The sequence below is a fragment of the Gordonia sp. J1A genome (assembly GCF_055393515.1).
The window spans coordinates 2139851-2159801 of the sequence record NZ_AP041607.1; the positions used below are offsets into that span (position 1 = coordinate 2139851).

The following is a 19951-nucleotide window of genomic DNA, read 5'->3' on the forward strand; positions in this document are numbered from 1 at the left end:
CGATCACATTATGCCCGCGCGGGTGCGCGGCGGCTCCTCCGGCGCTCATTCAGGCTCACGATCGCAGTCTTGAGGCCCCGGCGACGTCCGGTCGCGGGATCGACCGTCGACACCAGACGCACCTGTTCGGACTCCTTGAACCGCCTCTCCGAGGCGGTCTCCGGAGCGTCGTCCACCGTGCCCGAGAGGTACTTGTTCGGCAACGACAGCTTGGCGATGGTGCGCCACGACTTCGCGTACTGCACGGGGAACGAACCCGTCGTGTACGGCAGGTCGTACTCCGCGCACAGCGCCTGCACCCGCACCGCGATCTCCGCGAGCCGATTGCTGGGCAGATCGGGGAAGATGTGGTGCTCGATCTGGTACGAGAGGTTCCCGCTCATGAAGGCCAGGACCGGGCCCGACCGGAAGTTGGCGCTTCCGAGCATCTGGCGCAGGTACCACTCACCGCGAGTCTCGCTGTCGACGTCCTGCTTGGTGAACTTCTCCGCACCGTCCGGGAAGTGCCCGCAGAAGATGACCGCGTTCGACCACACATTGCGGATCACGTTGGCCATCACATTCGCGGTGAAGGCCTTGCGGGCCCCGGAGCGCGAGCGGGTGACGGCCCCGACGAGCGCCGGGTACACCACGTAGTCCTTACCCGCCTGGCGCCCGATCTTGACGCCCACGTCGCGCAGGTCCTTCCGGAACTGGTCCTTCTCCTCCTGCGTCCGGCGCTTGCGTCCCAACTCGAGATGTTGCGCGGCGACACCGTACTGGAAAGCGAGCGCCAGGACCGTGTTGTAGGCGATGTTGCCGAGGTTGAACGGCCGCCAGCGCTGGTCGCGCGTCACGCGGAGCAGGCCGTAGCCCACATCGTCGTCCATGCCGAGCACGTTGGTGTACTTGTGATGGATGAAGTTGTGCGTGTGCTTCCAGTGAGCACTGGGTCCGGTGTTGTCCCATTCCCACGAAGTGGAATGCACCTCGGGATCGTTCATCCAATCCCACTGCCCGTGCATCACGTTGTGCCCGAGCTCCATGTTCTCGACAATCTTCGCGACTCCGAGAGCCGACGCCCCGGCCCACCACAGAGCCCGATTGCGCGCACCGAAGGTCAGCGCGCGACCGGCGGCCTCGAGCGTCCGCTGGAATGCGATCGTGTTGCGGATGTACCGCGCGTCGCGTTCACCGCGATCGGCTTCGATGTCCGCGCGGATCTGGTCGAGCTTCGCACCCAGTTCTTCGACGTCCGCGTCGGTCAGATGGGCGTATTCGGGGATGTCGGAGATCGCCATGCCACTCCTCGTTGCCTACGACTTCGTAACTTACGTAAGCGTAGGTTACGGTTCCGTAGGCTGTCCACCCCGCGACGACGTGGTCCACGTCATAGGCACCGATTCACACGTCGAGCGTGCAGTCTCCCGCCGCGGCGCTCACGCAGGTCTGGATGCGCTCACCCTCCACGTGCTCCACGCCCGTCCGCAGATCACGCACGCACCCCTTGTCGAGCATCACGACGCAGCTCTGGCAGATCCCCATGCGGCAGCCGAAGGGCATCAGCACGCCCGCCTGTTCGCCGGCCTCGAGAAGCGTCGTGGCACCGTCGACCTCGATCTGCCGATCCGGCGTGCCGAACGTGACGACGCCGCCCTCGGCACCGTGAGCACCGCGTTCCAGCGCGAACCGCTCGATGTGCAGATTCTCCTGAATACCCGCTTCGTCGAACTGTTCGCTGAGCATGTCCAGGAACCCGCCCGGACCACAGGCCCAGGTGGCGCGCTCGGCCCAATCCGGACACAGCGCTCGCAGCTGCGCCGGCGTCACCTTGCCGTCGGTGCGGGTGAACTGCAGGTGCAGGTCGATCAGGCCCTCGTCGGCCATCCGCCGGAGTTCGTCGCCGAAGAGCAGATCGTCCTCCGTGGGAACCGAGTGGATCAGCCGGACGTCGGCGCGCTGAGCGCGTCGGCGCATCGTGCGCAGCATCGAGATGATGGGCGTCAGACCGCTGCCCGCGGTCGCGAACAGGATCTTCTCCGGCAGCGGGTCGGGCAGGACGAATTCACCGGCGGGCGCCGCCAGGCGCACCACGGTGCCGGGTGCCAGCCCCTTCACCAGATGCGACGAGAGGAATCCCTCCGGCATCGCCTTCACCGTGATCGATACCGTCCGCTGCGCGCGCGACGACTCCGGCTCGGAGGTCAGTGAGTAGGAACGCCACGTCCAGCGTCCGTCGACCAGGACGCCGATGCCGATGTACTGGCCCGGGTGGTAGTCGAACGAGAAGCCCCAGCCCGGCCGGATGACGATGGTCGCGCTGTCCGCGGTCTCCTCGGTCACCGAGACCACCTTGCCGCGCAATTCCCTCGCCGACCACAGCGGATTGGCCAGGTGCAGGTAGTCGTCCGGCAACAGCGGGGTGGTCACGCGAGCGAAGGCCGCTCGAAGCAGCCGGGCACGCTTGTGCCTGGCCGCCACGTCGGCCGCCGGTGCCTCGAATCGTTCACGCCACGCCATCGCGCGCCTCCTCCGCCCGGTTCCGGGCCGCCCCGGAACACCTAACTTACGATTCCGTAGGTTAGCGTTTCGGGGCGCCGAGGGCGAATGGAGCGCACGTCAGTCGCGTCGCGGATCAGGCCAGCAGCGTCCCCGGGGCCGGTGTGTACGGCGTGAAGAACTGATTGGCCGGCGCACCGGCCAGCGTCATCTCCAGCGCGGCCACCGACATTCCGTCGATCTGCTCGCGGATGATGTCGGCGTGCCCGGCATGCCGGGCGTACTCCTCCACCTGGTGGCACATGTAGTACCGATTCTTCATCGGCCGCGACTCGTAGACACCCGCCCACGGCGCGGGCGGCGCCATCGCCTCCCCGTCGGGATCGCTGCTCCGCATCGCTTCGAGGAACTCGGCGCGCGCGGCGTCGAACCGCTCGATGATCCCGGCCGCAGTCTCGTCGTCGGTGAGCGCGAAGCTCCCCATGTACTCGGCCAACGCCGCCTCGTCGAGCACCAGTTCGCCGGCGGTGCCGTTCAACTGCGCTGCGGCCCCGCGTAGACCGCGTTCGATGTGTTTGATGAGTCCGCCGATCGAGAGCACGCTGCGACACGGCGTCTGTCGGGCCTGAGCCTCCGTGAGTCCGAACGCCGCGGCCCGCAGCGCTCCGAGCTGTTGATCGGCGTAGTTGATGAGGCCGGTGAGTTCGTCGTCTCGGGCCGGTGCGTACATGGTGTCCTCCTGGGGTCGGTGTTCCTCGCCCATTCAGACTCACAAGCATTCCGGACAGTTCTCGTCCGGTACTGAAAAGTTCTCTGGAGAAGTCTTCGGGGACTTCAGAGAAGTTCCAGGAGGAACGGCAGTTCCTGCGTGGCGTACCAGCCGAGGTCGTGGTCCTCCACGTCTCCGACCGCCAGCTCGCCGTCCTCATCGCCGAGGTCGGCGCGGTCGATCACCTCGACCGCCGCCCGCACTGCGTTCTCGGCGTCTGAACCGTCGACGTGGACGGCGACGATGTCGCCGTGCGGGATCGTTCCGGCGACCCTGACCACCGCGTCGTCGAGATCCGGACGCGGCGTCGCTTCGGCGTCCGCGACCACCACCACCCGACGCACCGGAAGCTCCGAGTCGTCGACGGCCAGCAGTCGCAGCGACGCCCGGGCGGCCTCCCGGAGCGCCACCTCCGACAGTTCCTCGTCGTCACCGGCCACATACGCCTCGCGCAGCGCCGGTGTCAGCGCGAAACCGGTGCCTCCGACCGGTTCGAAGGCCCGGCCGGGTTCGGCCACCAGCCGTTCGATCATCGCCAGGGTGGCCGGCAGATAGACGCGCATGAGATGCCTTTCGATCGGGGTCGGGAGGATCGGCGGGCCCGGTCGTCACCGGTTGCCGGGGTCCGGGGAACCGTCGTACGACTGCCCGCTCGCAAGCAGTTCGTCCAGCGACTCGGTGACGTATTCGGCCATGGCGGGGAGGTCGACCACCACGGCCCGGTCGGCGATGAAGGCGAACTGCACCTGGTTCGCGTACTCGTTGACACTGATGCCCAGAGCTCTCTGCGCGGCGAGCGTCGGAATGGTGAAGATTCCGGTAATGGGGATCCCGCCGACGAACTTGCGGCCGATCCGCTTGGCGCTCATCGAGATCGGCACGTTGTACGACCGCTGGAACAGGCCCGCGAACGCCCGCGTGGACCGGTCGGCGAAGGGCACCAGCCCGAACTCCGGAAGCAGGGGGCGCAGCCCCTGCGACATCCGCCGTGTGGACTGGGAGTAGCGATTCGCGAGACCGGCCACCTGCATCAGCCGGACGGCGGGTGCGTCCTCCCCCACCGGCAGGTCGGTGACGAACTCCGTCCCGCCGACCACGATCCACGAGCCGCTCGGCTCTCCTTCGACGGTGTCCGGATCGCGAGCCGCGAGCGGCATGGTGGCCCGCATCGTCTCGCCGTGGCCGACGGTGTCCTTGATCGACAGCGACCACCGGCGCAGCACGCCGGTGATGATGGCCAGCACCACGTCGTTGAACGAGCACTCGAAACGGTTCGCCACCGCCTCGAGATCGCGGCGGGACACCGACGAGAAGGCGAACAGCCGCGACGACGTGGTGACCGCGTTCAGCGGGCTGTCGGGGGCGGAGTTGACCATCTGAGAGACGGCGTCGCCGACCAGACGGACCGATTTGTCGGCCACCGACCAGAGATCGGCGACCGGGCCGTTGCCGCGCAGCAGGGTGTCGACCATCTCACCGGGCCGGGCCATCGCCTCGGCAAGCGCTCCGACGGTCAGCGAGGCCGCACCGGGCGGCCGCCGCGGCATCCACAGATCCTCCGCCATCGGGGCGGCGTCCGCGACGTCGTCGCAGATCACCTCGCTCAATTCCGGGTTGCCGGTGCCGCCCAGCAGACAGCGGTGCGTCTTGGTCAGGATCACCGACCGGCCGCGGCTGAGTCCCTCGATCAGGTACATCTCCCACAGCGGCCGGGTCCGGTCGAGTGGGCGCGACATGAGCCGCGAGACCAACTCCTGCAGTTGTTCGGAGTCACCCGGCTGCGGCAGCGCGGACAATCTGATGTGGTAGTTGATGTCGAACTCACGGTCGTCCACCCACACCGGACGCGCCAGCCCGAGCGTCACCTCGGTGATCACCTGGCGGTACCGGGGTGCCGCCTGAAGTCGGTTCTCCACCAGCGAGACGAGCGAGTGGTAGTCGATCCCGGTCGCGTCGTCCTTCCGAAGCTTGCTCGGGTCGAGGATCAACAGCGCTCCGAGGTGGGCGGTCGTCCCCGCCCCGTCCAGGAAGTAGAACATCGCCTCGTCCGGCGACAGCCGATTCACCATGATGCGTCGAGTTTATGCCGATCGCGGGCGTCCGCGGAATCATCGCCGGCGCGGCCTCACACCACGGCCTCAGACGATCGCGAACTCGACGATCACCCAGCGTTCCGCGATCCGGCGCGGTCCGCCCCGCGACGGCAACGGCACCGACCGGATCTCGATGCGGCCGGCCACCGCACGCACTCGGCGTCCCCGCACGAAGGTGCCGAAGTAGGCGGCCTGGCGCGGTCCACCGATCTGCAGGTGGACTCGCAGCAGCCGCGCCGTCTCAGCACTCCCCGACGGCCCGGCCCGATGCTGGAGCAGTGAGCCCACCTGCGATTGCACCTCGGCCGAGACCGTGCGCAGCAGATGGTCCACCGGTCGGCGACCGTCGAGCACCTCCAGCATCTGCTGCAACGCGTACACCGTCGCCGACCGCGCTGCACCGGCACGGTCCGCATCCGTCCGCTCAGCGCCGTTCCGAACCGGCGGCGCCGGCCGGTCGACGATCCCATTACCCCCGAGTGTGTTCACCGTCATATCTATCGGACGCACCCGGGGCGGGTTCGGTTCCGCGACGCGCCGAGAGCACGGCCGACCCCCGTCCGCTGCAACCCCCTGCAACCGTTGCGCCCCGCCGGCGGTGGGCGCACGCTCGTTTCTGGGCGGGTGATTCACATCACAGTCCACACTTCCCGTTCCGACGCTCAGAAGGAGCACCGATGAGAGCCGCACGTTACTACGACCGCGGAGACGTCCGCATCGAAGAGATCGACCCGCCGGAGGTCGGGCCCGGCATGGTCGGCATCGACATCGCCTGGTGCGGCATCTGCGGCACCGACCTGCACGAGTACGCCGACGGCCCGATCTTCATCCCGCCGGCCGGACATCCGCAGCCGATCAGCGGCGAGAGCGCTCCGGTCACGATCGGACACGAGATGTCGGGCGTCGTCTCGGAGGTGGGCGACGGCGTGACCGATCTGGCGGTCGGCGATCACGTGGTCGTGGAGCCCTACATCCTCGCCGACGACGTCGATACCGGTCCGCACAGCCACGACTACCACCTGTCGCGAGACATGAACTTCATCGGACTGGGCGGCTGCGGTGGCGGACTCGCAGAGAAGATCGCGGTGAAACGGAGGTGGGTGCATCGGATCGACGCATCGGTACCGCTCGACCAGGCCGCGCTGATCGAGCCGCTGGCGGTCGGTTTCCACGCCGTACAGCGCAGCGGCGCGCAGTCGGGTGCGATCGCGCTCATCACCGGCGCCGGACCGATCGGCCTGCTCACCGCGGCCATCTGCCGGGCGCGAGGCATCTCGGTGATCATCAGCGAGCCGAGCCCGCTGCGCCGAGCCAAGGCCGCGGACACCGGAGTCGCCGATCACGTGCTGGATCCCGCGGCGCAGGACGTGGTCGCTCGGGTATCGGAGCTCACCTCCGGACGCGGCGCGGACGTCGGTTTCGAATGCACGTCGGTTCAGCCCGCGTTCGACACCCTGCTCGATGCCGTGAAGCCGACCGGGGTCGTCGTGGTGGTGTCGATCTGGGGCAGCCCTGCCGGACTGGACATGCAGAAGCTGGTGCTGAAGGAGATCGACCTGCGCGGCACCATCGCCTACGTGAACTCTCATCCCGAGACGATCGCGCTGGTGGAGAGCGGCGAGATCGATCTCGCCCCGTTCATCACGGGCAAGATCGACCTCGCCGATCTGGTCACCGAAGGCTACGACACCCTGCTGCACCGCAACGAGACCGCCGTGAAGATCCTGGTCTCGCCGTCCGGCGCGGGAGTGTGACCGTCAGCGCTTCTTGCGCGACTTCGGAGGCTTGTTCGACGGCTTGGCGCCCGAACGGGCGGCGGCGCGCCGTTCGCGACGGCTGCCGAGCACCTCCGACGGAGTTCCCGAGGCGTGCTCCTCGACCTCGGAGAGCACCTCCGCGTCGCCGGTCTCCGACGGCCCGCTGTAGGTCATCGCCGGTTCGGCGCCGTCGGCGGCCTCGTCGCCGCCGAAGGCCGCTCCGGCCAGCATGTCGCTGACCGACGTGCCCAGCGCCGGAGCCGGGGCCTGCGTCTCCACCTGTGCGTTGAAGATGTAGGTGACGGCCTCTTCCTTCATGCCCTCCAACATGCCCTGGAACATGTCGTAGCCCTCGCGCTGGTACTCCACCACCGGGTCGCGCTGAGCGACCGACCGCAGGTGGATCCCCTCGCGGAGGTAATCCATCTCGTAGAGATGATCGCGCCACTTGCGGTCCATGACCGTGAGCAGGATCGACCGTTCCAGTTGACGCATCGCGCCGTCGCCGGCGATCTCCGCCAGTTCCTTCTCGCGGCGGTCGTAGGCGGCGAGCGCGTCGTCGACCAGCACCTCGCGCAGTTGCTCGCGGGAGATGTCGTCGCGTTCGCCGTACTCGTTCTCGCCGACGACCCGCTTGGGATCGAGCGCGATCGGGTACAGCTTCGACAACGCCTCCCACAGCGTCTCGAGGTCCCAGTCCTCGGCGTATCCGACCTCCGTGGCACCGTCGACGTAGGCACCGACCACGTCGCGCACCATCTCGCGCACCTGATCCCGATGATCCTCGCCCTCGAGGATCTCGCGGCGCTCGCCGTAGATGACCTTGCGCTGCTCGTTCATCACCTCGTCGTACTTGAGGACGTTCTTGCGGATCTCGAAGTTCTGCTCCTCCACCTGCGTCTGCGCACTGCGGATGGCGCGGGTGACCATCTTGGCGTCGATCGGGACGTCGTCGGGCAGGTTGAGGCGGGCCATGATGGTCTCGAGCGCGGCGCCGTTGAACCGCCGCATCAGTTCGTCGCCCAGGGAGAGGTAGAACCGGGACTCTCCGGGGTCGCCCTGGCGGCCGGACCGGCCACGCAGCTGATTGTCGATGCGGCGCGATTCGTGACGCTCGGTGCCGAGGACGTAGAGTCCGCCCACCTCACGGACGTCGTCGGCCTCCTTGGCGGCCTCGGTGCGGGCGATCTCGATCGCCTCGTCCCACGCCGCCTCGTACTCCTCGGGAGTGTTGACGGGGTCGAGTCCCGCCTTGCGCAGCCGGGTGTCGGCGATGACGTCCGGGTTGCCGCCCAATACGACGTCGGTGCCTCGGCCGGCCATGTTGGTGGCCACCGTGACCGCCCCGAGCCGACCGGCCTCGGCGACGATCTGTGCCTCCTGCTCGTGGTACTTCGCGTTGAGGACGGTGTGCTTGATCTCCCGCTCGGTCAGCAGCCGCGACAGGTACTCCGAGCGCTCGACGCTCGTGGTACCGATCAGGACCGGCTGGCCCTTGGCGTTGCGCTCGGCGATGTCGTCGACCACCGCGTAGAACTTGGCCTCTTCGGTCTTGTAGATCAGGTCGGTCTGGTCCTTGCGGATCAGCGGACGGTTGGTCGGGATCGGCACCACGCCCAGCTTGTAGATCTGCTGGAACTCGGCGGCCTCGGTCTCGGCCGTACCGGTCATGCCTGCGAGCTTCTTGTACAGGCGGAAGTAGTTCTGGAGGGTGATCGTGGCGAGAGTCTGGTTCTCGGCCTTGATCTCGACGCCTTCCTTGGCCTCGATCGCCTGGTGCAGGCCCTCGTTGAAGCGCCGGCCGTCGAGCACACGCCCGGTGAACTCGTCGACGATCATCACCTCGCCCTTGCGGACGATGTAGTCCTTGTCCTTGTGGAAGAGCTCCTTGACCTTGATCGCGTTGTTCAAGTAGCCGACGAGCTGAGAGTTCTCCGGCTCGTAGAGGTTGTCGATGCCGAGCCGGTCCTCGACGAAGGAGACACCGGCCTCGTGGACGCCGACGGTCTTCTTCTTGATGTCGACCTCGTAGTGGACGTCCTTCTCCAGCAGCGGCGCGATGCGCGCGAACTCGGCGTACCACTTGCTCGACGAGTCGGCCGGGCCCGAGATGATCAGCGGGGTGCGGGCCTCGTCGATGAGAATCGAGTCGACCTCGTCGACGATGGCGTAGGCGTGTTCCCGCTGCACCAGGTCTTCGAGTGAATGCGCCATGTTGTCGCGCAGGTAGTCGAAGCCGAACTCGTTGTTGGTGCCGTAGGTGATGTCGGCCGCGTACGCCTCACGACGCTGATCGGGCGACATGCCGGTCAGGATCACCGCGGTCTCGAGACCGAGGAAGCGATGCACGCGGCCCATCCACTCCGCGTCGCGCTTGGCGAGGTAGTCGTTCACGGTGACGACGTGCACGCCCTTGCCGTTCAGCGCGTTCAGGTACGCCGGGAGAACACAGGTCAGCGTCTTGCCCTCACCGGTCTTCATCTCCGCGATGTTGCCGAAGTGCAGCGCCGCGCCACCCATGATCTGCACGTGGAAGTGCTTCTGGTCGAGGACGCGCCACGCGGCCTCACGAGCCACCGCGAAGGCCTCGAGCAGCAGATCGTCGAGTGTCTCATCGCCCTCGAGCCGCTCGCGGAACTCGACGGTCTTGCCCCGCAGTTCGTCGTCTGAGAGCGCTTCCATCTCGTCGGAGAGCGCCTCGACGCTCGTCGCGATAGCGTCCAGGCGCTTGACCATGCGGCCTTCGCCCAGTCTGAGCAGCTTGTTGAGCACCGGCAATCCTCTGGGTTCACGTTTCGATTCACCGTCGCGCCCCGCCGAACCGTCGACGTGGCGGACAGACCTCGGTCCATGGTACGGGTCCGTCGTCGACGACGCCGTATGCAGGCATGTCCGACCGGCACTGCATCGCACATGACGTCAACGATTGTTGACGCGCTCGGCGACGCGTGGGTGAACGCGACGGTGGCCGCCACCCGGTCAGGGCGACGGCCACCGCTGCTGGGACGAGACCTCAGGCGAGCCTGATGAGTCCGTAGTCGAATGCGTGACGGCGATAGACCACCGACGGCTTGTCGGTCTCGCAGTCATGGAACAGGTAGAAGTCGTGACCGACGAGTTCCATCTCGTAGAGCGCCTCGTCCACCGACATCGGCGACGACGGGTGATCCTTCACGCGCACCACCTGACCGGGCGAGTGGTCCTCGACACTGTCCTCGAACGGATCCGGGGACGGCGCAGGCGTCTCGGGAAGCAGGTGCGGCGCGTCGGCCGCCGCCTCGGCGAGCGAGGTGGGACGGTGCATCCCGTCCTTGCGGATCCGCTTCCGGCTCTTGGCGCGGCGCAGCCGCTTGTGCAGCTTGTCGAAGGCCAGCTCACTGGCGGCGTAGAAGTTCTCGCCGGCGGCCTGTGCGCGGATCACCGGACCGCGGCCACGGCCGGTGATCTCGACGATCTCGGCGCTCTTGGACTGCCGTGGATTCGGTTCGTGGTACAGGACCACTTCGAAGCGGAAGATCGTGGGGTCGAAGTGCTCGAGCCGGGAGAGCTTGCTGCTCATGTAGACCCGGAAGTGATCCGGTATCTCCACGTTCCGGCCACTCATGACGAGCTCCGCCTTCAACTCGCCCGCGTCCGACGTGTCGACGGTGGACGGCAGCTCGAAAGCGGCTTTGAGGTCGACGCGTTCAGCGGGTGCGGCTTTCGACTCGCGCTGTCCCTTGCGGTGAACGACCGTCATATCGACATCCTCCTCAGGTTGCTCCCGTCCGGAATCGAGACCGGATCGGGGTACCAATTCGCTAGTCGCGCAACCACATTCAGGTAGCGGTTTGGCGCGATGGGCAGTGACCCGCTGAGCTGAAGCGGAGGATCTACCGCGCTCGTGAACACATCGGCGCGGTGGAAAAGGCTTCCTCACCTCCCGGCACTCGATGTTCATCACTGCCACTTCCGAAGGTATCCGCAAACTTCGGTTCCGGCCACGTTTTGCCGATCATGCACCCGCCAGAACCACCGCTCCGGTCACAGCGGCACCGGAACGCCGAAGGCGTCTCACCGCTTGCGCGACGGTCGCGCCGGTGGTGAGGACGTCGTCGACCACCACCACCGGTACGGCGGGCCCGGCACCGGCGCCGACCAGCGCAGACGGCAGTGGGCGGCGCAATCGCACCGCTCCCGCGAGGTTCGCGCCGCGCGCCCCGGCCCCCAGCCCCGCCGAGTCTCGCGTCCAGGCCGCGGTCACCAGCGCCGGCACCACTCGGACGCGGCCGCCGAGGACGTCCGCGGCCTCGCGGGCGAGCGCGGTCACGGTGTCGCCTCCCCTGCTCCGGGCCGCCCACGCCCGCGTGGGTGCGGGGACGAGTGCGAGTCGATCGGAGGCGGGCAAGTCACCCCACTGTGCGAGCGAGAGGATCCCGTCGGCCAGAACGCGGCCCAGAACGGGCGCGAGATCGCGTCGGCGATGCTCCTTGAGGTTCACGACGGCTGACGCCATCGGTCCGCCGTACCGGGCCATCGCCCATACAGGCACACCCGGATCCACACGCGGAGACAGCTGCCGCGGCACATCGTCGAGTCGAGCCCGGCAAGCGTCGCACCACGGCGTTCCCGGGCGCCCGCACCCTCCGCACTCCCGCGGCACCGCGAGGTCCGCCAAGGCCGCCAACACGGCTCGGGAGCGTGCCCGATCACCCGCCATGCCCGAGCATCGTCCTCCTGCGATGCCGGACTGTCACCCGGTTGTTCCACAGCGACCGCCGGTCAGCCGCCGGGGATCACCGGCCTCGTTCCCGGTCCGGCATCGGGGCCCAGCGCGGTCCAGTACTGATCCGGCCGGATCTGGCCGGTGCCGATCTGCTGGATACCGCGATTGTCCGAGACGTACACCGTGGTCGACGATGCCGCGACGTCCACCAGCGGCGGCTTGAGGTTGCCGCTGACCATCGCGACCGGCTGCGTGCCGACGATCGACGTCTTCCACACCGGGCTGTCGCCGCCGTTCACCGCGAAGTACATCGTCTTCGACGACGACCAGGCGATACCGATGCCGGTGCCCGCCACCTCCGGCGCGAGCAGGTAGACGCCGGTCAGTGCCGGCACGCCGACATCGTTCACGGACAGCACGGCGAGCAGGAGCCGGCCGCCGACCACCAGGGCCACGCGCACGCCGTCCGGTGAGACCTGCAGACCGGTGATCGGCCCCGGCGCCACCGCACGGACCTCCGCGGTGTCGATGGACTCGATCCGCGTGCCGTCGCCGTCCGACATCCAATGGATCGGACGGCCGTCGACCACCGCGTATCCGGTGGCGGGATCCGGCCCGAAGGACGGCGTCGTCACCGAGGCGCCCGCGGCCACCTCCACGGCATCGCCGCCGTACGGCCCCACCAGCAGCACCCGGCGACCGCCGCGGTCGGCGACGGCGGCACTTCGGCTCATATCCGCGGAGATGGCCGCCGACTGGAGGTCGTGGGCGGCGCCGAGTGCGCCGTCGACGGGTACCGCCCGGTTCCCGGTGAGCCTGGCCAGGCCCCCGTCGCGCACCAGGTGCACCGGGTCGACGGCGCGCTTCTCCGGCTCGGGTTCGAAGGTGCTGACATCGGCGGTGTGCCAGCCCTCGTCGCGGCCGGGAACCAGCGGAGCGCCGTCGGCGGTGATCCGGTACGTGCCCGAGAACCCGGCGTAATCGAGGGTCCAGACGATCTGCGCCGCGAGAGTGGTTCGCGCCTTCTGGTCGCCGTCGGCGACGTTGCCGAGCGGAACCGTCACGACGTCGCCCTTGGTGGTGACCGGTCCGGCGGCGGCGCTGCCGCGCGCCGCTCCCTGGCTCACCGCACCGGCGAGTTCGGGCGCCGGACCCGCCAGCAGCCGGTTGACCAGGACGCTCGCATCGAGTTCGGGACCGAACAGCCAGCGCGGGTCGGCCACCAGCCGGCTCAGCGTGCGATCGGGGAAGAACAGGTCGGCCTGCCGATACGCCGTGAGGAACTGCGACGAGTCGGTGACCGATCCCACGGGCGGGTCGCCGCTGATCCGCCACGTCCCGCCGCTCTGCTCCAGCGACAGCGCCATCACCCAGTCGCCCGTGACGGGCCGGAGCGTGCCGCCGGGCGACAGCACTCCCGTCTTCTCGCCGGTGACCCGGAGTCGGACCGCGTCGTCGGTGCGCTCGTCGACGGTGACGCCGACGTCGCGGACCACGGTCATGTCTCCCTGGTCGTCCCATCGTTGGCTGGCGCCCGCGGTCAGGAACTTGCGCGCCGCCCGATGCCCGGCCGTGGGGTCGGACATCGCCTTCACGAAGTTGCGCGCGACGGTCTCCGGGTCGTCGCCCCGTCGGGGCGAGGGCACGATGTTGGTCGGCCGTTTGCGGTCGAACGCCTGGATGGGCTGCGGAGACGAGGAGTCCGGAATGTCGACGCATCCGGTGAGAACCATCGTCGCGGACAGCAGCAGCGCGACCAGCACCGCGACCCGCCTCATCGGGGCGTCTCCCCGATCGGCTTCAACGGCAGCGGGCTGCCGAGGAGCTTGTGGCCACGAACCAGTGGCAGCGTGAGGCGGAAGCAGGAGCCCTCCCCCGGCGCTCCCCAGGCCTCCAGTCGGCCCTGGTGCAGACGGGCGTCCTCGATGCTGATCGCCAGGCCGAGGCCCGTGCCGCCCGAGCGCCGCACACGCGACGGATCCGATCGCCAGAATCTGTTGAAGACGAGTTTCTCCTCTCCCGGACGCAGGCCTATCCCGTGGTCGCGGACGGTGATCGCCACCGCGTCGCCGTCGGAGCGCATGGTGAGCGTGACCGGCTTGTGCTCGCCGTGATCGATGGCGTTGGCGAGCAGGTTACGCAGGATCCGCTCCACCCGGCGCGGATCGATCTCGGCCATCACCGGCTCCGTCGGCATGTCGATGATCAGGTCGCTGCCCGTCTCGGCGGCCAGTGGAGCCACCGTGGAGACGGCCGCGTCGATGGGCACCGCGATGTCGAGCTTCTGTGCCGCCAGCTCCGCCATCCCCGCGTCGTGACGCGAGATCTCCAGGAGCTCGGTCAGCAGCGTCTCGAACCGGTTCAGTTCCTTGTCGAGCAGTTCCACCGAACGGCGCTGCACCGGGTCTAGGCCCTCGCGGTTGTCGTAGAGAAGGTCGGCGGCCATCCGGACCGTGGTGAGCGGCGTTCGCAGCTCGTGGCTGACGTCGGAGGTGAACTGCCGCTGCAGCCCGCCGAACTCCTCGAGGTGGTTGATCTGACGGGAGAGGCTCTCGGCCATGTCGTTGAACGAGACCGCCAGCCGCGCGAACTCGTCCTCGCCGTGCACCGGCATCCGCTCGGAGAGACGGCCGTCGGCGAAACGCACGGCGATCCGGGTCGCCGACCGCAGCGGTGCGATCACCTGTCGGGTCACCAGCCAGGCGATCGCTGCGAGCAGACCGAGCAGCACCACCGCACCGGTCAGCAGCGTTCCGCGCACCAGCGACACCGTGTTCTCCTCGGTGCCCAGGGGGAATACGAGGTAGATCTCCAGCCCCTGGATCGGGCTCTCCACCGGGGAGCCGATCACCAGCGCGGGGACGGTGTCCCCGGCCTGATCGATGGATGTGTACTGGAAGGCGACCTGGCCCCCGGCCACCATCTTGCGCAGGGCGGTCGGCACGTCGCGCACCGGCCCCACCGCGATCTCCTGCTCGTTCGGCTCGCCGGGAACCACGAGCACGGAGTCGAACGAGCCGGCGACCGACGACGTCTGCGGCGACTCGGTGTCCTGGTCGGTGAGCAACGATCGCGCTCGGGCCAGCCGATTCTGCACAGCGGTGTTCGATTCCCCGCTGCTCAGCACCCGTTCCACCACCGCGCGCATCCGCGCGATCTCGTCGGTGGCGACTTCCTCCTTGGCGTCCAACAGGCGCCCGGTGATCTGACTGATCAGGACGAAACCGAGAATCAGCAAGACCACGAAGGACAGAACCAGCGTCGAGACGATGACTCGCGTCTGAACCGAGCGGCGCCAGATCTGTCCGGCCACCCGTCCGACGGTCGCCGCGGCGCGCCGGACCGCTGTGATGAGGCGTTCGATCGGCCCCCGGTGAATCCGGCGGCCACCGATCACGGCGGACCGGCCTTGTAACCGACCCCTCTCACGGTGAGCACGATCTCCGGGTTCTCCGGATCGATCTCGACCTTGGCGCGCAGCCGCTGGACGTGGACGTTCACCAGACGAGTGTCGGCGGGATGCCGGTAGCCCCACACCTGTTCGAGGAGGACGTCACGGGTGAACACCTGACGGGGCTTGCGCGCCAGCGCCACCAGAAGGTCGAACTCCAGCGGAGTCAGCGAGATCGGCACCCCGTCGCGGGTGACCTTGTGCGCCGGGACGTCGATCTCCACCGGACCGATCGCCAGGAGTTCGGCCGGATCGTCCTCGGTGCGCCGCAGCCGGGCTCGGATGCGCGCGACGAGTTCCTTCGGCTTGAACGGCTTCACCATGTAGTCGTCGGCACCGGATTCCAGGCCGAGCACCACGTCGACGGTGTCGGATTTGGCGGTCAGCATCACGATCGGCACACCGGAGTCGGCGCGGAGCACCCGACAGACATCGATGCCGTTCATTCCCGGCAGCATCAGGTCGAGCAGGACGAGGTCGGGTCGAACCTCGCGCACCGCGGTCAGCGCCTGCGTCCCGTCTCCGACGACGAACGGCTCGAAGCCTTCGTTCTTCAGAACGATCGTGAGCATCTCGGCGAGAGCGGCGTCATCGTCAACGACCAGGATGCGTGGCTTCATGCCTGCCATGGTGTCACTTCTGCCGCGGATAGCGCGGTGCGACACGCCTTGCCGCGCAGGTCCGGACGGCGTGCGGCGCGCCGCATCCACGTGACGCAGGCGACTGCCTAGACTGTCCGCGTGGGCATTCTGGTTGCTGTCGAAGGTCTCGACGGTGCGGGCAAACGCACCATCGTCGGACGCCTCGAAGCCGCTGCGATCGACCGTGGCGCGTCGGTCCGGACGCTCGCGTTCCCCCGCTACGGCGAATCGATCACCGCGGACCTCGCCTCGGAGGCGCTGCACGGACGGCACGGTGATCTCCGGGACAGCGTCTACGCGATGGCCCTGCTCTTCGCCCTCGACCGGGCCGCGGCACGGCGTCAACTGCACGACGCCCTCGCCGGGAACGACCTCGTCATCTGCGACCGCTACACCGCGTCGAATGCGGCCTACAGCGCTGCGCGCCTGGGCGCGGGCGCCGCGTCCGAGGTCGTCGACTGGGTCGCCGACCTGGAGTTCCGACGGTTTCAACTCCCGGTTCCCGACCACCAGTTGCTCCTCGGAGTGCCGCCGGAAGTCGCGATGGACCGCGCCAGCGGTCGCGCGGAGACCGAGGCCGACCGACCCGTGGACACCTACGAGCGCGACGCCGACCTGCAACACGCCGTCTACCGCGTCTACGGCGAACTCGTGCAAGCACAGTGGATGTCGACCTGGTCGTGGGCCGACGGCGACGCGGCCGTCGACGCCGTTCTCGCACAGCTCGGGTAGTCCGGAGCCGGCCGCAGGGAGCCGGCCGCAACGAACGACCGCCGCCGGTCGGGAGAGCTCGGCTCCCCGACCGGCGGCGGTGCGGTGCATCCAGCCGGTTCGGTGCGTCAGTAGCGGTAGTGCTCGGGCTTGTAGGGGCCCTCGACGTCGACGCCGATGTACTCGGCCTGCTCCTTGGTGAGCTTGGTCAGGCTGCCGCCGAGCGCTTCGACGTGGATGCGCGCGACCTTCTCGTCGAGATGCTTGGGCAGGCGGTACACCTCGTTGTCGTACTCGTCGCCCTTGGTCCACAGCTCGATCTGAGCGATCACCTGGTTGGCGAAGCTGTTGCTCATCACGAACGACGGGTGGCCGGTGGCGTTGCCCAGGTTCAGCAGTCGCCCTTCGGACAGCACGATGATGCTGTGGCCGTCGGGGAACACCCACTGGTCCACCTGCGGCTTGATGTTGATCCGCGTCATTCCCTCGGCGGACTCGAGTCCGGCCATGTCGATCTCGTTGTCGAAGTGACCGATGTTGCCCAGCACCGCCTGATTCTTCATCTTCTTCATGTGCTCGAAGGTGATGATGCCCAGGTTGCCGGTGGCCGTGACGACGATGTCCGCGTTGCCGATCGCCTCATCGACGGTGACGACGTCGTAGCCGTCCATCATCGCCTGCAGTGCGTTGATCGGGTCGATCTCGGTGACCTGGACACGGGCGCCCTGCCCCGCCAGCGACTCCGCGCAGCCCTTGCCGACGTCGCCGTAGCCGCAGATCAGCACCTTCTTGCCGCCGATGAGGACGTCGGTGCCGCGGTTGATGCCGTCGATCAGCGAGTGGCGGGTGCCGTACTTGTTGTCGAACTTGCTCTTGGTGACCGAGTCGTTGACGTTGATCGCCGGGAAGTCGAGTTCACCGGCGGCGGCGAACTGGTACAGACGGAGCACACCGGTGGTGGTCTCCTCGGTGACGCCCTGCACCGACTCGGCGATCGCCGTCCACTTGCCCGGGTCTGCGGCCAGCGAGCGGCGCAGCAGTTCCAGGAACACCTTGTACTCGGCGGGGTGATTGTCGTCGGCGGGCGGAACGACGCCGGCCTTCTCGAACTCCGCGCCACGCAGGACCAGCATGGTCGCGTCGCCGCCGTCGTCGAGGATCATGTTGGCGCGCCGCGGCTCGCCGTCGACGTCCGGCCAGGTCAGCATCTGCTCGGCCGCCCACCAGTACTCCTCCAGGGTCTCGCCCTTCCAGGCGAAGACCGGCACGCCCTTGGGCTCCTCGACGGTTCCGTACGGGCCGACGACGACGGCCGCGGCCGCGTGGTCCTGGGTGGAGAAGATGTTGCACGAGGCCCAGCGGACCTCGGCGCCCAGATCGACGAGCGTCTCGATCAGGACTGCGGTCTGCACGGTCATGTGCAGCGACCCCGAGATGCGAGCGCCCTTGAGGGGCTTGACGTCGGCGTATTCGCGGCGCAACTCCATCAGACCCGGCATCTCGTGCTCGGCGAGGCGGATCTCCTTGCGGCCGTACTCGGCCTCGGAGAGGTCGGCGACCCTGAACTCGACGCCGTTGCGGGTTTCGGTGGTCAGAGCGCTGGAAGGCGCGGTCATCTGGTCCCTCTCGATTGACATCTTTGATCGTGAACGACGGTACCGGCCGCCGATTCGGCGGCCGGTACCAGTGCCCTAGGTCCTTCTACGCTATCGCGCTCACGCACTGCCGGTCGGACCACCGTCCGGCCGGTCGGCCGAATCAGGGGTGACGGTGTCGTAGGAGGGCAGTTCTTTGCGCTCACGCATACCGAGCACGGAGTGCTTTGCACCGTAGGTCAGGTATACGACGATGCCGATCATCATCCAGACCAGGAATCGCAGCCAGGTCTCGATCGACAGGTTGATCATCAGCCAGAAGCAGGCGATGACCGCCAGGATCGGCACCAGCGGTACGAACGGCACGGAGAAGCCGCGCTTGAGATCCGGCCGGGTGCGACGCAGCACCACGACACCGACGCACACCAGGACGAACGCGAACAGGGTACCGATGTTGACCATCTCTTCGAGCGTGCCCATCGGGAAGAAGAAGGCGAGCGCGCCGGAGACCACGCCGACGATCAGGGTGATGCGCACCGGCGTGCCGCGGCTGCCGGTCTTGGCCAGTCCGCGCGGGAGCAGTCCGTCGCGGGCCATGGCGAAACCGACTCGGGTCTGTCCGAGGAGCATCACCATCACGACTGTCGTCAGACCCGCCAGCGCACCGATGTTGATCGCCCACTGCGCCCAGGTGATGCCGTGCGCCTCGAAGGCCGTGGCGAGCGTCGACGATTCCACCGTCCCGTTCGGCAGCTTCTTATCCGCGAGGTCGGTGTACGGAACCATTCCGGTGAGCACCAGCGAAACGCCGACGTAGAGGATCGTGACGATGGCCAGCGATCCCAGGATGCCGCGCGGCAGCGACTTCTGCGGGTCCTTGGTCTCCTCCGCGGTGGTCGCGACGACGTCGAAGCCGATGAACGCGAAGAACACGAGCGACGCGGCGGCGAGCAGTCCGTACCAGCCGTACTGGCTGCCGGTGGCACCGGTGGCCCACGAGAAGAGCGTCTGATGGATTCCCGTCCCGGTCGACTCGCCCGGCTTGGCCGGCGGCACGTACGGCGAGTAGTTCTTGCCGGTGATGTAGAAGGCGCCCACGATGATCACGAGCAGCACCACGGCCACCTTGATCGCGGTGATGATCACCGAGACCCGGGACGACAGCTTGGTACCGAGCACCAGCAGGGTGATGAGCACCGCGATCAGCACCGCCGCACCCCAGTCGTAGGTGTGCCCGCCGATGACGAAGACGTTGTTGCCCGCGCCGATCACGTTGCCGAGGTACGACGACCAGCCCTTCGCCACGACGGAGGCGGCGAGCGCGAATTCCAGGATGAGGTCCCAACCGATGATCCAGGCGACGAATTCACCGAAGGTCGCATAGGAGAACGTGTAGGCCGATCCCGCCACCGGGACCGTGGAGGCGAACTCCGCGTAGCAGAGAGCTGCCAGACCGCAGGCGATCGCGGCGAGGACGAAGGCCAGAGACACCGAGGGGCCCGCGACGTTGCCGGCCGTCCGCGCGGTGAGGGTGAAGATGCCGGCGCCGACGACCACGGCGACGCCGAAGACTGTCAGGTCCCAGGCCGTCAGGTCCTTCCGGAGCTTGGTTTCGGGCTCGTCGGTGTCGGCCATCGATTGCTCGACCGATTTCACACGACCGAAGAAAGTGGTCACGTACGTTCTCCTTGCTGATTCGCGGGGTTTCCGCTGCGGGATGAACGGTCGGGGCGTGGTGCCTGCGCCAGGGT

At 67.9% G+C, this 19951-nt stretch carries 16 protein-coding genes; 2 read left to right on the plus strand and 14 right to left on the minus strand.

From position 1 onward, the window contains the following. Positions 1-8 precede the first annotated feature (8 nt). From ACZ5QD_RS10075 to ACZ5QD_RS10100, 6 genes are all read right to left on the minus strand, one after another. Positions 9-1280 carry a fatty acid desaturase family protein gene (locus tag ACZ5QD_RS10075; RefSeq protein WP_006895551.1) on the minus strand — a complete coding sequence of 424 codons (1272 nt, stop codon included), beginning with the start codon at positions 1278-1280 and terminating at the stop codon, positions 9-11. A 103-nt stretch (positions 1281-1383) separates the two neighbouring features. Further along, the gene (locus ACZ5QD_RS10080) at positions 1384-2499 is read right to left on the minus strand and encodes a ferredoxin reductase (protein WP_006895552.1); all 1116 of its coding nucleotides are present in this window, start codon (positions 2497-2499) and stop codon (positions 1384-1386) included. A gap of 115 nt (positions 2500-2614) precedes the next feature. Beyond that, positions 2615-3208 (minus strand): mycothiol transferase, encoded by a 594-nt coding sequence (locus ACZ5QD_RS10085; RefSeq protein ID WP_039867081.1) that lies wholly within the window; start codon positions 3206-3208, stop codon positions 2615-2617. Positions 3209-3312: 104 nt separating this feature from the next. Further along, positions 3313-3810 carry a DUF6912 family protein gene (locus ACZ5QD_RS10090; protein ID WP_006895554.1) on the minus strand — a complete coding sequence of 166 codons (498 nt, stop codon included), beginning with the start codon at positions 3808-3810 and terminating at the stop codon, positions 3313-3315. A gap of 45 nt (positions 3811-3855) precedes the next feature. Continuing rightward, positions 3856-5316, minus strand: coding sequence for a wax ester/triacylglycerol synthase family O-acyltransferase (locus ACZ5QD_RS10095; protein WP_006895555.1), 1461 nt, complete (start codon positions 5314-5316; stop codon positions 3856-3858). A 69-nt stretch (positions 5317-5385) separates the two neighbouring features. Next, on the minus strand, positions 5386-5835 hold the full coding sequence (locus ACZ5QD_RS10100; RefSeq protein WP_260868579.1) for an Rv3235 family protein: 450 nt from the start codon (positions 5833-5835) through the stop codon (positions 5386-5388). A 182-nt stretch (positions 5836-6017) separates the two neighbouring features. On the opposite strand from ACZ5QD_RS10100, the gene ACZ5QD_RS10105 reads away from it, so the two are divergent. Further along, a complete protein-coding gene (locus ACZ5QD_RS10105) occupies positions 6018-7094 on the plus strand; it encodes a 2,3-butanediol dehydrogenase (protein WP_006895557.1) in 1077 nt (358 codons plus the stop codon). 3 nt (positions 7095-7097) lie between these two features. Here the strand turns inward: ACZ5QD_RS10105 and secA are convergent, their stop codons facing one another. The 6 genes from secA to mtrA form a co-directional block, all read right to left on the minus strand. Next, a complete protein-coding gene (gene secA, locus ACZ5QD_RS10110) occupies positions 7098-9869 on the minus strand; it encodes a preprotein translocase subunit SecA (protein ID WP_006895558.1) in 2772 nt (923 codons plus the stop codon). A gap of 241 nt (positions 9870-10110) precedes the next feature. Further along, the gene (gene hpf, locus ACZ5QD_RS10115; protein WP_006895559.1) at positions 10111-10836 is read right to left on the minus strand and encodes a ribosome hibernation-promoting factor, HPF/YfiA family; all 726 of its coding nucleotides are present in this window, start codon (positions 10834-10836) and stop codon (positions 10111-10113) included. Between the two features lie 255 nt (positions 10837-11091). Continuing rightward, a complete protein-coding gene (locus ACZ5QD_RS10120; RefSeq protein WP_006895560.1) occupies positions 11092-11796 on the minus strand; it encodes a ComF family protein in 705 nt (234 codons plus the stop codon). A 62-nt stretch (positions 11797-11858) separates the two neighbouring features. Continuing rightward, on the minus strand, positions 11859-13580 hold the full coding sequence (locus tag ACZ5QD_RS10125) for an LpqB family beta-propeller domain-containing protein (protein ID WP_045537187.1): 1722 nt from the start codon (positions 13578-13580) through the stop codon (positions 11859-11861). Next, positions 13577-15199, minus strand: coding sequence for an MtrAB system histidine kinase MtrB (gene mtrB / locus ACZ5QD_RS10130; RefSeq protein ID WP_006895562.1), 1623 nt, complete (start codon positions 15197-15199; stop codon positions 13577-13579). Before mtrB ends, ACZ5QD_RS10125 begins: the two co-directional genes overlap by 4 nt. Further along, entirely contained in the window at positions 15196-15882 is a 687-nt protein-coding gene (gene mtrA / locus ACZ5QD_RS10135) for an MtrAB system response regulator MtrA (protein WP_006895563.1), read from the minus strand. Before mtrA ends, mtrB begins: the two co-directional genes overlap by 4 nt. Positions 15883-15993: 111 nt before the next feature. On the opposite strand from mtrA, the gene ACZ5QD_RS10140 reads away from it, so the two are divergent. Next, positions 15994-16626 carry a dTMP kinase gene (locus tag ACZ5QD_RS10140; RefSeq protein WP_375003770.1) on the plus strand — a complete coding sequence of 211 codons (633 nt, stop codon included), beginning with the start codon at positions 15994-15996 and terminating at the stop codon, positions 16624-16626. Between the two features lie 107 nt (positions 16627-16733). Here the strand turns inward: ACZ5QD_RS10140 and ahcY are convergent, their stop codons facing one another. Beyond that, positions 16734-18221 carry an adenosylhomocysteinase gene (gene ahcY / locus ACZ5QD_RS10145; RefSeq protein WP_006895565.1) on the minus strand — a complete coding sequence of 496 codons (1488 nt, stop codon included), beginning with the start codon at positions 18219-18221 and terminating at the stop codon, positions 16734-16736. A gap of 99 nt (positions 18222-18320) precedes the next feature. Then, the gene (locus ACZ5QD_RS10150; protein ID WP_260868598.1) at positions 18321-19835 is read right to left on the minus strand and encodes an APC family permease; all 1515 of its coding nucleotides are present in this window, start codon (positions 19833-19835) and stop codon (positions 18321-18323) included. Positions 19836-19951 lie beyond the last annotated feature (116 nt).

Coding starts and splice junctions, on each gene's coding strand:
- mtrA (WP_006895563.1), bottom strand. CDS start 15,882: ATGGCAGGCATGAAGCCACGCATCCTGGTCGTTGACGATGACGCCGCT.
- ACZ5QD_RS10100 (WP_260868579.1), bottom strand. CDS start 5,835: ATGACGGTGAACACACTCGGGGGTAATGGGATCGTCGACCGGCCGGCG.
- ACZ5QD_RS10095 (WP_006895555.1), bottom strand. CDS start 5,316: ATGGTGAATCGGCTGTCGCCGGACGAGGCGATGTTCTACTTCCTGGAC.
- ACZ5QD_RS10120 (WP_006895560.1), bottom strand. CDS start 11,796: ATGGCGGGTGATCGGGCACGCTCCCGAGCCGTGTTGGCGGCCTTGGCG.
- ACZ5QD_RS10080 (WP_006895552.1), bottom strand. CDS start 2,499: ATGGCGTGGCGTGAACGATTCGAGGCACCGGCGGCCGACGTGGCGGCC.
- ACZ5QD_RS10125 (WP_045537187.1), bottom strand. CDS start 13,580: ATGAGGCGGGTCGCGGTGCTGGTCGCGCTGCTGCTGTCCGCGACGATG.
- ACZ5QD_RS10075 (WP_006895551.1), bottom strand. CDS start 1,280: ATGGCGATCTCCGACATCCCCGAATACGCCCATCTGACCGACGCGGAC.
- ACZ5QD_RS10085 (WP_039867081.1), bottom strand. CDS start 3,208: ATGTACGCACCGGCCCGAGACGACGAACTCACCGGCCTCATCAACTAC.
- ACZ5QD_RS10090 (WP_006895554.1), bottom strand. CDS start 3,810: ATGCGCGTCTATCTGCCGGCCACCCTGGCGATGATCGAACGGCTGGTG.
- hpf (WP_006895559.1), bottom strand. CDS start 10,836: ATGACGGTCGTTCACCGCAAGGGACAGCGCGAGTCGAAAGCCGCACCC.
- ACZ5QD_RS10150 (WP_260868598.1), bottom strand. CDS start 19,835: ATGGCCGACACCGACGAGCCCGAAACCAAGCTCCGGAAGGACCTGACG.
- ACZ5QD_RS10105 (WP_006895557.1), top strand. CDS start 6,018: ATGAGAGCCGCACGTTACTACGACCGCGGAGACGTCCGCATCGAAGAG.
- ahcY (WP_006895565.1), bottom strand. CDS start 18,221: ATGACCGCGCCTTCCAGCGCTCTGACCACCGAAACCCGCAACGGCGTC.